This is a genomic window from Bacillus sp. EA-CB0995, from assembly GCF_055814245.1.
In genome coordinates, this window is sequence record NZ_CP169269.1 from 4,261,006 (window position 1) to 4,276,347 (window position 15,342).

The following is a 15,342-nucleotide window of genomic DNA, read 5'->3' on the forward strand; positions in this document are numbered from 1 at the left end:
CACCCTTTCTTCGTTTTGAAAATGATCTCTAATCTTCTATTTCAAATCCAAAAACATCTTGATTGATCATTTGATGGAAGTATCGATCCATTTCTCCTGCCGAAACAGTGCTTTTATTTTTAAACCACCAAGCAGTTAGAGTTGTAATTACACCCGAATAGAATTCGATAATTAATTCATTTGGTATCGTATGATTTTTACAAAGTCGACTTAGTTCTTGATTCTCCTGTTTCTTCATTTCACGAGTTTGATAATGTATAAAGCTAATAAATTGTCCATCATCCATTTGTGACTCTAATATTTTACCAATCTCTTCATGATGTAAGAATTGCTCCATCACTTGAAATGGTTTAGTTAATCGATCTAAAAGCGGCATGGTTAAATTTTCCTCTTGATATTGTTTAAATCCAAATGCCAATAACGCGTCTTTATCTTCAAAATGTTTATAAAATGTTGTTCGATGCACCATCGCACGATCACAGATTTGGTTGATGGTAATGGAACTATATTTCTGCTTTGATTGCGTCATTAATTCAAATAAAGACTCCCACAATAATTTATGTGTACGTCTAATACGTAAATCCAGCTGCCCCTCATTACTATTCATCTACACTTCTCCTTTTCTGTAGATTAATTATACAACTGGCGAAAATTGATTCTCCCTATTTTTAATCTACACATGTATATTATATTACACGTGATCTTTTAGATACAAATGTATTAAAAAGAGAGAGACAAAAAATAGGAGGAAAATCGATAAATGAATATGACAGCCACGAGTTCCACAAGTAGCAAAATTGATACTTCTAATATTAGACATACACCCATTTTAATTGCATTAATTTTAGGTGCAATGGTCGCATTATTAAACGAAACATTACTTGGTAATGCTTTAACTGTATTAATGAAAGATTTTGATGTAACAGCTTCAACAATTCAATGGCTTTCTACATCCTACATGTTAGTTGTTGGGGTTTTAGTACCGATTACAGCTTTACTTCAACAATGGCTTACAACAAGACAAATGTTCTTAAGTGCCATGGTAACATTTTTAGTCGGTACATTGATTGCTGGATTCGCACCGACATTTGCCGTTTTATTAATCGGACGTATTGTCCAAGCAATCGCGACTGGGTTAATTTCACCATTACTAATGAATACGATTTTAATTATTTGTCCACCTGAAAAACGTGGTGCGACAATGGGCTTAATAGCACTTGTTATGATGTCTGCCCCAGCAATTGGTCCTACTTTATCTGGACTTATTGTTGATTCGCTTAATTGGCGCTGGTTATTCTACATTGTTATTCCTATCGTAATCATTTCAATTTTAATTGGAATGAAGTATATTCAAAATGTCACAGAATTAACACGACCAAAAATTGATTATTTATCAATTCTTTTATCAACATTAGGTTTCGGTGGTATTGTGTATAGCTTTAGTTCTTCAGGTGATTTAGGATGGTCAGATCCTAAAGTTTATTACTCTTTAATTATCGGGGCTATATCATTATTCATTTTTGTTGTTCGTCAATTAAAAATCGATAATCCAATTTTAGAACTACGCGCATTTAGATTTCCAATGTTTACTTTATCAGTTGGGTTAATATTCATCGTCATGATGTCACTGTTCTCAACAATGACATTATTACCAATGTTCTTACAAACGGTTTTACTTGTTACAGCCTTTAAATCAGGGCTAATCATGCTACCGGGGAGTATGATTAGTGCCATAATGGGACCGATTGCAGGTAAATTATTTGATAAATTGAGTCCAAAGGTTATTATCATCCCGGGCATTGTGTTAGTAGCCATTGCAATGTGGCTATTCAAGGGCATTACCCCAGAAACAACATTGACACAAATTATCTTGATGCACAGCGTATTAATGGTTGGGCTCATGTTTGTAATGACAGCACAAACATATGGTTTAAATCAATTGACACCAGAGCTTTATCCACACGGTACAGCGCTCTTCAATACATTACAGCAGGTAGCTGGCGCGATTGGCACAGCTATATTTATATCTAAAATGTCTTCAGGCACAACTCAATATATGGAGAACTCAGCAAATCCAATGGATCCAGCAGAAAAGTTAAATGGCTTAACAGCCGGCTTCCAAGGGGCCTTTACGCTTGGGTTAACCTTGGTAATTGTTGCCCTCGTTGTATCGTTTTTCTTAAAAGGACAGAAAAAGAAAGCAAAAACCACTCAGCTCTTACACAATGAAAATTAGAAGAGCTTAAATTTTATATTAGCTGTAGCTTGATTTAATAAGAACATCAAAAAGACATCTTTACTAGTTAAAGATGTCTTTACTAAGGGAACGTTATAATCTCCGTTTGATTGAATATAGGTATAACAGTAAATTTAAAAGTCCTTAATTTTGATTTTTATGTATGCTTGTCAAATAGTCTACAAACAATTCCTCTTCTCCCTTTTTTAATATTACTATCTATTTAAACGAAATAACGAAAAAAACCTCCTTCTACTCAGATAGAAAAGAGGTTCTTATATTAAGTAAAAGACTGCACAAGGGCTGTTGGGTGTACCGGCGAATGTACTTGTACATGATTTTCTTTTAAAATAGAATCTACAATATGAAACGCTGGTTCCGGACGATAAATGTGTTTCATCGCTTCTTTCATTTGCAATAATTTCATATCATCTTGTAATAATTCTTTCGTTTTCGGAAAGATTTCATTATCTTCGCGAATAACAATTGCTGCACCTTGTTTTTCAAAATACTTCGCATTTTCATTTTCTTGCCCTGGTACTGGTTTATATAAAACGACAGGTACTTGCAAAGCTGCTGCTTCACTTAATGTAATTCCTCCTGGTTTTGTAATCATACAAGAGGTAATACGGAACAATTCATCAATATTCTCTATATAACCGAATACTTTTAATGCATCTGGATTGCTTTCTTGTAATTGCAGCAAGTCCTCTTGCAATACTTTATTTTTCCCACAAACTACGGCTACCTGCAGATTAGGAACTGACATAAAGGATTGGCATAACTCTTTTACATTTCCTAACACTCCATGCGCTCCTGCTACAATAAGTAGAATCTTTTTGTCCCGTGACAAATCATACTTATCATACAATGTTTCTACATTGATGACCGCTTCAAAATTTTTACGAATCGGAATCCCTGTTGCTACAATTTGCTCAGCAGGTACGCCTACCTTTATCATAATGTCCTTCACATAATCTGTTGCAACAAAATAACGATCTACTTCTCGGTGAATCCATATTTTATGCAAGCAAAAATCGGTAACTACATTATAAACAGGTATAGAAATATCTGTTTGCTTTTTCAACTCTGGCACCGCAATGATTGGAAATGTATTAATAACAATATCGGGTTTTTCAGCATGCAATATCGCTTTTAAACGTTTTCGACCAAAATTGGCATACCATGATGCAATTTTTTTATCGTAAATTTTCTCAACACCATAATAAAATAAGCGGTATAGCTCTTTCCCAATTGTATAACTTTTTAAATATAAATATTTTGTAATGTCTGTTATAACAGGGTGCGATTCACCAAAAAGATCGCATACGATTACATCCTCAAGTCCTCTTTGACGAAATGTTTGTTCTAATGTTTTTGCCACTTGTATATGACCGTTACCATAATGTGCTGTTAATATTAAAACCTTGGGGTTTTTTATCAAACAAATCCACTCCTAGCTTTTTCGGTCTTTCATATTGCATCTGTCACAATATAAAAAACAATTTCCTTATGATTTTGCATGTTTGAATTCCAACAAATTTTCGTTGGATCTGTACCTGTCGTGGATATGCAAAGCATATGTTATTGACCCCTTAATCCCATCTGCTCATATCTTAAACATTATACTTTCCTATAACTGCTTTCGCAATAACTTGACTTTTATCTATACTCCAAGATACGCATTACATTATTTCTTAATTCTTTCTATTGTTTCGTTTTCCCTTTACATTTTTGTAAATTTATCCATATCGTTTCTTTACAAAAATAGACATTATGTAATCTTAGTATACTCTTTTCCTTATTTTTGCTCTACTATTTGTCAACAGAAAGCAAAAAGTCTAATCCACAATTGGATTAGACTGCTGCTAAAATATACTTTGCTTTTTGAATGCTTTCTTCCGTTGGAGGCTCTACTCCTTCAAGAGGATATTTATGACCTAACGCCTCCCATTTATAAACGCCTAACTTATGATATGGTAAGACTTCTACCTTTTGTACGTTATCAAGACTTTGGATAAAGGCTGCCAAATTTTCTAAGTCCTCTGTACCGTCTGTAATTCCAGGTACAAGTACATGACGCACCCAAATTGATTTCTTTTTATCTGATAAATAACGAGCAAATTGTAAAATATGTTCGTTCGGTTTTCCTGTTAATTTGCGATGTTTCTTCGAATCAATATGTTTCAAGTCAAGTAATACCAAATCTGTATATTCCATCAAAATATCTAATTTTCTTTGGAATTCTTCATCTTCAGAATAGCACCCTCCAGAAGAATCAATTGTCGTATGAATCCCGATCTCTTTACATTTCTTAAACAACTCAATCAAAAAATCTAACTGCAGTAAAGGCTCGCCGCCACTTACTGTAATACCACCGCCAGAAGCTTCTATAAAAGGAAGGTAACATGTAACATCCTGCATCACTTCTTCAACTGTTATTTCTTTCCCTTTACCAATCTCCCACGTATCCGCATTATGACAATATTGACAGCGTAATAAACACCCTTGTGTAAATATGACATAACGAATTCCTGGGCCATCAACAGTACCACAAGACTCTACAGAATGTATTCTTCCTTTTACCATGTTGCTTCCCCTCTATTGAAACAGCCTCCCTCTGTCTTCATGAGAACAGAGGGAAAGCTTTTACTTACATACTTTCGTGCATTGTACGGTTAATAACGTCAATTTGTTGTTCACGAGTTAATTTAATGAAGTTAACCGCATAACCAGATACACGAATTGTTAATTGTGGATATTTTTCAGGATGTTCCATTGCATCCATTAATGTTTCACGGTTAAATACGTTAATATTTAAGTGATGTCCTTCTTTTACTGCATATCCATCAAGCATAGATACTAAGTTGCGAACTTGTACATCATCTTCTTTTCCAAGTGCTTTTGGAATAATTGAGAATGTATTAGAAATACCATCTTGTGCATCTTCATATGGTAATTTCGCAACAGATAATAATGATGCTAGTGCACCTTTTGTATCACGACCATGCATTGGGTTTGCCCCTGGTGCAAATGGTTCTCCAGTACGACGACCATCTGGAGTATTACCAGTTTTCTTACCGTATACAACGTTAGAAGTAATCGTTAAGATTGACATTGTATGAACAGAATTACGGTATGTTTTATGTTTACGAAGTTTGTTCATAAATGTTTTTACAAGATTGACTGCAATTTCATCTACACGATCATCATTGTTACCGTATTTAGGGAACTCGCCTTCAATTTCAAAGTCAACTGCAACTCCGTTTTCATCACGAATTGGTTTTACTTTCGCATATTTAATTGCACTTAAAGAGTCAGCTACTACAGATAATCCAGCAATACCTGTTGCCATTGTACGAAGAATCTCTGTATCATGAAGTGCCATTTCAATGCGTTCATAGCTATATTTATCATGCATATAGTGAATTACATTTAATGTATTTAAATATAAACCTGCTAGCCATTCCATTGTCATATCAAATTTACGCATTACTTCTTCGTAATCTAATACTTCAGAAGTGATAGGTGCAAATTCAGGTCCAATTTGTTCTTTTGATTTTTCATCTTTACCGCCATTAATTGCATATAATAGTGTCTTAGCTAAGTTTGCACGAGCTCCGAAGAACTGCATTTGCTTACCGATTCTCATTGCAGACACACAACAAGCAATACCGTAATCATCGCCATACTCTGGGCGCATAATGTCATCATTTTCATATTGAATTGCAGATGTTTTAATAGACATTTTTGCACAGTAGTTTTTAAAGTTCTCTGGTAATTGTTTAGACCAAAGAACTGTTAAGTTTGGTTCTGGAGCTGGTCCTAAGTTGTCTAATGTATGCAAGAAACGGAATGAGTTTTTCGTTACTAATGGACGACCATCAAGTGCAATACCACCGATAGATTCTGTTACCCAAGTTGGATCACCAGAGAATAATTCATTATAATCAGGTGTTCTTGCAAATTTCACAAGACGTAATTTCATAATAAAGTGATCGACAATTTCTTGTGCCGCTTCTTCTGTCAATGTACCGTTTACTAAATCTCTTTCAATAAAGATATCTAAGAAAGTAGACGTACGGCCAAGACTCATTGCTGCACCGTTTTGTTCTTTAATTGCTGCAAGATAAGCGAAATATAACCATTGGAATGCTTCTTGTGCATTTGTTGCTGGCTTAGAAATATCAAAGCCGTGAGAAGCTGCCATTTGTTTTAATTCTTGAAGTGCACGAATTTGCTCAGATAATTCTTCGCGTAAACGCATTGTATCTTCGCTCATTACACCGCCCGTTAAATCCAAATCTACTTTTTTCGCTTCGATTAAACGATCTACACCGTACAATGCAACGCGGCGATAATCACCAATAATACGCCCACGTCCATATGCATCTGGAAGACCTGTAATAACGCCTGATTTACGAGCTGCTCTCATTTCAGGAGTATAAGCATCGAATACACCTTGGTTATGCGTTTTACGCCAGTCTCTGAAAATACGGCTTAGTTCTTTGTCCATTTCATATCCATAAGATTCACAAGCTTGCTCTGCCATACGAATACCACCGTATGGTTGTAATGAACGCTTAAATGGCTTGTCAGTTTGGACACCAACTACTTTTTCAATATCTTTATTTAAATATCCTGGGTCATGTGATGTAATAGAAGAAACAATTTTCGTATCCATGTCAAGGACTCCGCCATTGTCACGTTCTTGTTTTGTTAAATCCATTACTTGATCCCAAAGTTGTTTCGTCGCTTCTGTTGCTCCAGCTAAGAAGGATTCATCCCCCTGGTAAACGTTTATATTATTTAAAATGAAATTGCGAACATCAATCTCTGCTTTCCACTTTTCACCTTTAAAGCTTTCCCATGCGTTTTTTACATTTTCTAATACTTGAGTCATCCTAATCTCCTCCATTTTTTGATTAGTACAGGACTAAGATTTTTTGTATAACAGCTTATGTGCTTAGCATACTACTTTTTTGAAAAAATGAACGTTAAAGTTGTGACATGTTTGTGAAACAGTGAGCAAACTCCTATAGACATAGTGAAAACGTTATTGGAATCTTTATTGAATTAACCCCTTTTACTAATTTCTTTTTTGGGTATTCTAATAAAAGAATCCTTTTCTGCGGTATAAGAGTCATATCCATTTTAAACTGTAATACTCTTCCTTCCTATTCTGTTATAGTATTTTTAAAACAGAATAAAAAAAGGTGTACCTGTTTTAGCACACCTTTTTTTATTCTGTTTCTCTCTTACGTCCTCCATCATGAAAACCACCTCGAATGCCAAGTTCTACTATCACACATGACATCCCCTCTATGTAATCCTCAATACAGCTGGGGCATGCCCCTCCACTGCAAAATGTTCACTCGGCCGACTTCGATTCATTTAGTCTAAATCCACAAGAGGTAGAGAATCCTGCTAATATCGCCTTCACCTGTGCCACACATGGAAATAAGAAAGCATCAAATCCGATATATTCTAAACAAACCTTACTAAATGCATTTGGTACGGCTACCAGCGAACCTACACCTAAATCTTTTCGGCTACAAGCCAAGTTTAAAGCATATTTTAGTGCCGTAACAAGATGTAACGGTGCTCGTAAATCTAAATAATAATTTAAATCATTCAACGCCACGTCTTGTCCGTCCGCAATCGCTTTTGCAAAAGGATATAAATCCTTTGCAGGTATTGCAAAATCCCCATCAATAAATAGCAAGATATCCCCTCCCCTATAGAACGTCCCACATCATTTCCAAGCGTTTCTTCATAAATAATAGTTGTAGCCCCGCATTACTTTGCAATTGTCGCTGTCTTATCATTTAATCCATTAACAGCAACGATAATTTCAAGTGGCTCAATTTTACGTGTTTCTTGAATAACCGATGCAATCGTCATTTCTTCGTTTTGAACAGTCTCTTTATCCGCTCCATTCGCAACAACAATAATTTCATAAGGTTGTACTTTTTTACTTCTTCCAACACACCACCTATCGTTTGTGCTTCATTATGTGTTGGAATCACAACAGATACGCGCATGTTATTCCTCCTAACTATACAATCGAACATATGAAACAACTGGAATTCTTACAATAACATCTTCTAGTGGACCATAGGACGGAGCTGTTCGTATGACAATTACTCCATCTGTTACAGATAAAATACTCCCTGTTACAATTTCTCTAACAGTTACAACTTGAGCAAGTTGTCCCACATGAGACCGTAATGCATCAATAAACGACATTTTATTTCCCCCTTTCTCTATACCTCACGAATTGAAATAATACTTGAAAATGGTAATAAAATAGTTGCTCCAGTTAATTCTTGTAATGTTAAAAAGTCATCTCCTACTTGCGCAATGATACCTGTTAAACCTCCAACAGTTACAGTAATTTCGACCTCTTTTCCTAACAATTGTTCTGCAATTTCTTTAAATGGAGAAGCATTACATTCTTTTAAAATAAAACAAATAATGTTTTGAAATTCCTGAGATTTAATGTATTCTGCAACACCTTTTTTTGTATAAATTTCTATATACCGTGCAAACCGCGGTGAAAATATTTTTTCTTCCATAACAGGGATAAATTTCTTATATAAAAAGCAATCTAATTGTCTATCGACAACATGTGCAAACTTACGCCAATAATCTTTAAATAGAGACACTAGACTTTCCCCCTATATACATTTTGTTATATGGACAACTTGTTCACACTTATCAGCGTATACAGAAATAACACTTTTGGTGCTAAATAAACTACACATTTTCTATAAAACAAATCACATACCTATACATGAAGTACACATACAATTGCCAACATAATAAAGTGAAACTTCCAACAATAGGAGGATTTATTGTCCGCTAATATGTGGGTTAAAAAAGGAGGAATTTTATATGCGAAAAACAAAAATCGTTTGCACAATTGGACCTGCAAGTGAACAATACGAAACATTACTTTCTTTACTAGAATCTGGAATGAATGTGTCTCGGTTAAATTTTTCTCACGGAACACACGAAGAACATCAAGCGCGTATCAATACAATACGAAAAGCCGCAGCGGCAGCTAAAAAAATATTGCACTCTTACAAGATATTAAAGGACCAAAAATTCGAACCGATGAATTTGAAGGAGGACAGGCAGAACTGCTTGAAGGTACGACTGTTACCGTTTCAATGAAAAAAGTACTCGGAACATCTAAACAGTTTTCCGTCACATACGAAGGTCTATACGATGATGTAGAAGTAGGATCTCATCTATTACTTGATGATGGATTATTAGAGCTAGAAGTAATAGAAAAGGCAAATGGTGAGTTACAAACAAAAGTTATACATGGCGGGATAATTAAAGATCATAAAGGTGTGAACGTACCGAATGTAAAAATCCGCCTACCTGGTATTACGGAAAAAGATAAAAAAGATATTCTTTTTGGAATAGAGCAACATGTTGACTACATCGCCATCTCCTTTGTACGTAAAGCTGCTGATATTTTAGAAGTACGCGACATATTAGCGAAGCATAATGCCTCACATATTCGCGTCATCGCAAAAATTGAAAATCAAGAAGGAATTGATAATATAAAAGAGATTGTAGAAGTTGTGGATGGAATTATGGTTGCCCGCGGTGATATGGGCATTGAAATTCCAGCAGAATATGTACCGATTATCCAAAAAGAATTAATCCATACCTGTAATCTGCTCGGAAAACCAGTCATTACAGCAACGCAAATGCTGGATTCTATGCAAAGAAACCCAAGACCAACAAGAGCAGAAGCTTCAGACGTAGCAAATGCAATCTTTGATGGCACAGATGCGATTATGCTTTCAGGAGAAACAGCTGCCGGTGAATATCCAATAGAAGCCGTACAAATGATGAATAAAATCGCTCTGCAAGTAGAGGAGTCTTCTTTATTCCAAAGTCAAAAGCAATTGCTTCATGATAACCATAAACAAATAACAGAAACAATCAGTGCTGCTGCTGTCCAAGCAGCTTATTCCTTACAAGCAAAGGCAATTTTAACACCAACCAAAAGTGGTTATACAGCACAAATGATTTCAAAATATCGTCCGCACACTCCTATTATCGCAACAACATCTGAACAATCTGTTATGCAGCAACTCGCACTCGTATGGGGCGTACACCCATTTTTCACTACACCAAAACAAACGACAGATGAAGTAATTGAACAAGCATTATGTAACGCTAAAGAACAACAGCTGATCTCTACGCAAGATATTGTCATTGTAACAGCAGGTGTCCCTGTTAACGAACGTGGAACGACAAATCTGATGAAAATTGAAGTTGTAAAATAAAGTAAAACTTCCATCCGTGAGCCCGCTAATAAAGTAAAAGAGGCAGATGCACTACGTCATCTGCCTCTTTTTCACTCGCAACCCTCTATATTACATGTCATGCCATTTGAAAATGTTGCTTTTTCTTTTTTTAATTCCTGCTCGATTATAGCTTCTAATGCTTCTTTGTTACGTACACCTTGTACTACACTCTCGCCAATAACAAATGTCGGCACAGCTTGTACCCCTTGTTCGTAATAAGCATGATGTACAGCTTTTTGATGCGCTTCTTTATACGTACCATTCTCTAGTGCTTGACGAAATTCATTTTGATTTAATCCTACTTCTCCGGCGATTTCTACAAGTACATCCACTTCTCCTATATTCCGTTCCTCTTGGAAAAATGCAGTAAACACGCGGTGCTGATATTCATTTCCTTTTCCATTTTCTTTCGCATATTGATATCCTTCAAATGCAGTATGTGTATATGGATGTGGTGACAAACGAGGTAATTTTATATCAACACCCATTTGCTCTGCCCACGGTGCAATTGTACTTTGGAACATCCCTAACTTGTCTGGTTCATTCCATGGATCAATACGTTCCGCTGGATATGGACGTAATTCAAATGGCATCCATTCTACTTCTACATCTTTGCCTTGAATTGCTTCTTGTAATGGTTGTTCACCAATAAAACAAAATGGACAAACATAATCGGAATATACTTTTATTTGTAATGTCATTATTTTTACTCCTTTGTTTTCTGATTGTAACAATTATAGTTACAACAAGGATTTTCTGTCAACTAAAAAGTGTTTCCATTCAAAAGAAGACATCTAACGATTTTTCAAAGCTACTATTGCGGCTACCGCATAATACAAAGCTTTCTCGTACTTTGAATGTTCCACAATTGATAAATTAACGAACGAACCGCCGCTCGCAGAAAAATATTCAATTGCTTCTACTGGAATCGCATCTTCTTTTATTTCAATATAGCTGCCATCTTTCCAGTTTCCCTTTTGGATATTGGCATACAAATCTCCAGTAATTTCTCCAATTTCTTCATCATGTTCAGATCGCAAAAGCCATTTCAGCTTTTTTAAATTCAATGTCTGTTTCAGTTCGCAAATCTTATCTCCCGCCAATTCATGAAACGTATAAGAAAGGTGCATTCCCGCTCTTTGTCTTACAATTAACATCTCTTCTCCTAGTTCGTTGTACAAAACAAAGCGCTTTTCATTCAATGATTTCAAAAAAGGATACGAAAATTTTCCATACCTTTTGTAGTTCTGTTTCATATTCTTCTCTTAAAGCACCCATCGTATTTCCATCCATCGAAAAGTATGTAACCATGTTTATTAAAGATACTTCCCTTCGTACAACAAATCGATGTTGATGCAGCAACGGCGACTTCCCTTCAATACAAATTGATGTTCCAATTTTCTTAGCCCTCTCTCTTTCTACAAAACTATAAATCATAAAAAAGAAGGCCATTATGATCATACTTACAAAAGTCATAGTATCCTTGTTCCATTGAAAATACGGTGTCCGAATATAATCGAGAATAAACGCTATAACAGCAACAACAAATATGAAAATAGAAACAATAAACAATCTTCTTCCATTCCGTGCATGATGCTCATGGATCCCCATTTTTATCTCCTTTTTTTTACATTTTATTATGATTATCTCATTTTTTAATTATTTTTCCAAATAAATTCCTAGCTGAAAGTATATAAAAAAAGCTATCTCATAAGATAGCCTTCTAACCTTCTACATGCCGAGTCATTGTATAAATATCATTACTTAATACACCAAACGATTTAATGTTATTTTGAATATTAGATAATAAAACCACATACGTACTTCCATTTTTACTAAAACTATTTAAACAATTCCATCCCGGCATAACGCCATGATTTGAGTAACTACCAGGGTCCACATACCAACCAAAACCATAATCTTTTTTAAATGCTGTAAACATTTGATGATAACTTTCATTTGAAATGAGTTTTCCTGTAAATAAAGCTTGATCAAATAAATATAAATCATATGCGGTCATATATATATCACCGCATCCAAATAATTGTGACATACTTGGTAAAGCTGGTGTTGTCATCTTATTATCTACAATTTTATAACCAGTAGAAGGATATCTTTCTTGTTGAAACTTGTCACCAAATCCGGAGTGCTTCATACCAGCTACTTCAAATATATGCTTTTGAATATAATCCTCAAGAGATTCTCCACTCACTTTCTCTACAATATACGCAAGCACAGAATAGTTAGAATCGGAGTATTTCCATTTCGACCCGGGAGGGAATGCCAATTTTTGATTTCCTATTCTTCTAATCAGTTCATCATGTGTGATGTCCTCTGATCCCTCTGGATACTCTGGAATACCTGATGTATGCGTAAGAAGATGTACTAATTTAATTTCTCCGCCTCTTGGGAAGTCAGGAATATATTTTGCCACAGTATCTTCCGTGTTTAATTTATTTTGTTCTTTCAATTGCATAATAGAAGTTGCGACAAAAGCTTTCGTAATTGATCCAATGTAATAGGATGTATCTGAATTATTAGAAATTTTTTCACCTTGATTAGCAAGTCCATATCCTTTATTCAAAAGAACTTTTCCATTCTTTACAACAACAGCTGTACCACTGAAGTTTTTACTCTTTATATACTCATCTAATTGAGCATTGTTATTGATTTCTTGCGGAGATTGCTCAGTTACCAATTCTTCTGAACGTTTCTCTACAGGTTCTGTCTTTACTTCTTTCACTTCTTTCGCTTCTTTCGCTGCTTGCAATGTTTCCTTTTCTTTATTGTTCGAGGTAATTTTCGTATACCCCCAATATACAAGGATGAATAACAGACTGAGAATAATCGTTCGCTTTATATATATAATCGGTCTGCGAGAGTTCATAGCAATAAAAACCTACCTTTTCTCATAGTTGCTCATTTTACATCTTACTTTATCACGCAATGGGTGGTTTACCAACACCATGCACAAAAAATAAAAAAAGAGCATCTAAAATGCAAGATAGTCGTTACATTCGTAATGAGGTGAAACTTCCATCAGCGGTTTTTTTCATCCCCCATCTATCTTCTTCGGATTCCTCACAATCTTGAGGGGGCTTACTGTCCACGGATAGCGGAATAAAAAAACCTCATTTTTATCAATGAGGGATTTCTTTTCATTATTTATACATGTTTTTTCATATCATCAGCAACAGACTCAACGTTTGTACCAACGATAACTTGTATACTTGTATCACTTAGTTTCATAACACCTTTTGCACCGGCACGTTTTAATGCTGGTTCATTTACTAAGTTTGCATCTTTTACTTGTAAACGAAGGCGAGTTGCACAGTTATCAATTATTATTAAGTTTTCTTTTCCACCTAATGCTGCTACGTAAGTTTCACCGATAGACCCTGCAACTGGTGCCTCGCCTTCTTCTACTAACTCATCGTCATCTTCACGACCTGGAGTTTTTAAGTTAAATTTCTTAATTAGGAAATAGAACACGAAGAAGTAAATTGCTGCATAAATTAAACCAATTCCTGCTAATAATAACGGTTTTGTTGCAATACCGAAGTTTAAGAAGTAATCAATTGCACCGGCACTAAATGAGAAACCGTCATGAATGCCGAGTTGTGTTGTAACAAATAAAGAAATACCTGTTAATACAGCATGAATACCATATAATACTGGTGATAAGAACATGAATGAGAATTCAATCGGTTCTGTAATACCAGTTAAGAATGAAGTTAAAGCAAGACCACCTAACATACCCGCTACTGCTTTACGTTTTTCTGGTTTAGCTGCTGCAATCATCGCAAAACATGCTGCTGGTAAACCAAACATCATGATTGGGAAAAAGCCGGTCATGAACGTACCTGCAGTTGGATCTCCCGCAAAGAAACGAGCAATATCGCCATGAACAATATCGCCTGCTGCATTTGTAAAATCACCAAGCACAAACCAGAAATATGTGTTCATTACATGGTGTAAACCAATTGGAAGTAATAAACGGTTTAATACCCCGAAAAGACCTGCACCAATCGCACCTAGATTAACGATACCGTGTGCCACTGCATCAATACCACTTTGAATCGTTGGCCAAATTTCTCCAAATACTAAACCTAATAAAAGCATAACTACAGCTGTAATAATTGGAACAAAACGTTTACCAGCAAAGAATCCTAACCATTCTGGTAATTTAATTTTATAAAATTTATTATATAACAATCCTGCAACCACACCTGCAATAATACCACCTAAAATCGCCATATTGATTTTCGGTGCTAACGTTGCCGCCTTTGAAATCTTCCCTAAAGTATCTGCTACTTTAGACGGATCAACAGAACTAACTAAATCTTGAACGCTGTTTAATTTATCGTGTAATTCTGCCGCCGAATACCCTTTACTTAAAGTATCAGTTGTATTTTTCAGAACAAGATAGCCAATTGCACCTGCAAGAGCTGCGGCACCGCTACCATCAACAGACAAGCCAACTGCAACACCAATCGCAAAAATAAGTGCTAAATTATCAAAGATTGCTGCACCGGCTTGTGCCATAACAGGAATATTAAATACGTCAGGCTGCCCTAAACGAAGCAAGAGCCCCGCTGCTGGCAATACGGCAATTGGAAGCATTAATGCTTTACCAATACGTTGTAAAAACTGCAACATCTGAATTCCTCCTATTCAAAGATATGAAAACGTTACCATTTGTAAATAAGTTTTAGAAAACGCTTTCTATTACATAATCATGATAACATATAGTTGTATAGATGTGTAGTTATT

The 15,342-nt window shown here is 35.5% G+C and carries 13 protein-coding genes and 2 pseudogenes; 2 read left to right on the top strand and 13 right to left on the bottom strand.

Going from position 1 to position 15,342, the window contains the following annotated elements; genetic code table 11:
- Nucleotides 1-28: 28 nt before the first annotated feature.
- Entirely contained in the window at nucleotides 29-607 is a 579-nt protein-coding gene (locus ACEWFJ_RS21905) for a TetR/AcrR family transcriptional regulator (protein WP_473689892.1), read from the bottom strand.
- Nucleotides 608-766: 159 nt separating this feature from the next.
- On the opposite strand from ACEWFJ_RS21905, the gene ACEWFJ_RS21910 reads away from it, so the two are divergent.
- Nucleotides 767-2,236, top strand: coding sequence for an MDR family MFS transporter (locus ACEWFJ_RS21910; protein ID WP_473692647.1), 1,470 nt, complete (start codon nucleotides 767-769; stop codon nucleotides 2,234-2,236).
- A 280-nt stretch (nucleotides 2,237-2,516) separates the two neighbouring features.
- On the opposite strand, the gene ACEWFJ_RS21915 is transcribed toward ACEWFJ_RS21910, so the two are convergent.
- The 7 genes and pseudogenes from ACEWFJ_RS21915 to ACEWFJ_RS21945 form a co-directional block, all read right to left on the bottom strand.
- The gene (locus tag ACEWFJ_RS21915; protein ID WP_473689893.1) at nucleotides 2,517-3,680 is read right to left on the bottom strand and encodes a diglucosyl diacylglycerol synthase; all 1,164 of its coding nucleotides are present in this window, start codon (nucleotides 3,678-3,680) and stop codon (nucleotides 2,517-2,519) included.
- Between the two features lie 413 nt (nucleotides 3,681-4,093).
- Entirely contained in the window at nucleotides 4,094-4,825 is a 732-nt protein-coding gene (pflA, locus tag ACEWFJ_RS21920; RefSeq protein ID WP_473689894.1) for a pyruvate formate-lyase-activating protein, read from the bottom strand.
- Nucleotides 4,826-4,889: 64 nt separating this feature from the next.
- Nucleotides 4,890-7,139, bottom strand: coding sequence for a formate C-acetyltransferase (pflB, locus tag ACEWFJ_RS21925; RefSeq protein WP_473689895.1), 2,250 nt, complete (start codon nucleotides 7,137-7,139; stop codon nucleotides 4,890-4,892).
- A gap of 339 nt (nucleotides 7,140-7,478) precedes the next feature.
- A pseudogene (locus ACEWFJ_RS21930) lies at nucleotides 7,479-8,155 on the bottom strand (glycosyl transferase); the annotation flags it as partial.
- Nucleotides 8,137-8,280, bottom strand: a complete 144-nt coding sequence (locus ACEWFJ_RS21935; RefSeq protein WP_176524532.1) for a hypothetical protein — start codon at nucleotides 8,278-8,280, stop codon at nucleotides 8,137-8,139. The pseudogene ACEWFJ_RS21930 and the gene ACEWFJ_RS21935, both read right to left, overlap by 19 nt.
- Before the next feature lie 10 nt (nucleotides 8,281-8,290).
- A complete protein-coding gene (locus tag ACEWFJ_RS21940; protein WP_473689896.1) occupies nucleotides 8,291-8,485 on the bottom strand; it encodes a hypothetical protein in 195 nt (64 codons plus the stop codon).
- Between the two features lie 17 nt (nucleotides 8,486-8,502).
- On the bottom strand, nucleotides 8,503-8,904 hold the full coding sequence (locus ACEWFJ_RS21945) for a DUF2642 domain-containing protein (protein WP_473689897.1): 402 nt from the start codon (nucleotides 8,902-8,904) through the stop codon (nucleotides 8,503-8,505).
- A gap of 229 nt (nucleotides 8,905-9,133) precedes the next feature.
- On the opposite strand from ACEWFJ_RS21945, the pseudogene pyk reads away from it, so the two are divergent.
- A pseudogene (gene pyk, locus ACEWFJ_RS21950) lies at nucleotides 9,134-10,542 on the top strand (pyruvate kinase); the annotation flags it as partial.
- A gap of 77 nt (nucleotides 10,543-10,619) precedes the next feature.
- Here the strand turns inward: pyk and ACEWFJ_RS21955 are convergent.
- The 5 genes from ACEWFJ_RS21955 to nagE all read right to left on the bottom strand — a co-directional run bounded on the left by ACEWFJ_RS21955 (nucleotide 10,620) and on the right by nagE (nucleotide 15,228).
- A complete protein-coding gene (locus tag ACEWFJ_RS21955) occupies nucleotides 10,620-11,270 on the bottom strand; it encodes a DsbA family oxidoreductase (RefSeq protein ID WP_440604219.1) in 651 nt (216 codons plus the stop codon).
- 93 nt (nucleotides 11,271-11,363) lie between these two features.
- The gene (locus ACEWFJ_RS21960) at nucleotides 11,364-11,726 is read right to left on the bottom strand and encodes a hypothetical protein (protein WP_473689898.1); all 363 of its coding nucleotides are present in this window, start codon (nucleotides 11,724-11,726) and stop codon (nucleotides 11,364-11,366) included.
- A 37-nt stretch (nucleotides 11,727-11,763) separates the two neighbouring features.
- Nucleotides 11,764-12,180 (bottom strand): hypothetical protein, encoded by a 417-nt coding sequence (locus ACEWFJ_RS21965; protein WP_473689899.1) that lies wholly within the window; start codon nucleotides 12,178-12,180, stop codon nucleotides 11,764-11,766.
- A 112-nt stretch (nucleotides 12,181-12,292) separates the two neighbouring features.
- The gene (locus ACEWFJ_RS21970) at nucleotides 12,293-13,456 is read right to left on the bottom strand and encodes a serine hydrolase domain-containing protein (protein WP_473689900.1); all 1,164 of its coding nucleotides are present in this window, start codon (nucleotides 13,454-13,456) and stop codon (nucleotides 12,293-12,295) included.
- A gap of 278 nt (nucleotides 13,457-13,734) precedes the next feature.
- Entirely contained in the window at nucleotides 13,735-15,228 is a 1,494-nt protein-coding gene (gene nagE, locus ACEWFJ_RS21975) for an N-acetylglucosamine-specific PTS transporter subunit IIBC (RefSeq protein ID WP_473689901.1), read from the bottom strand.
- Nucleotides 15,229-15,342: the final 114 nt, after the last annotated feature.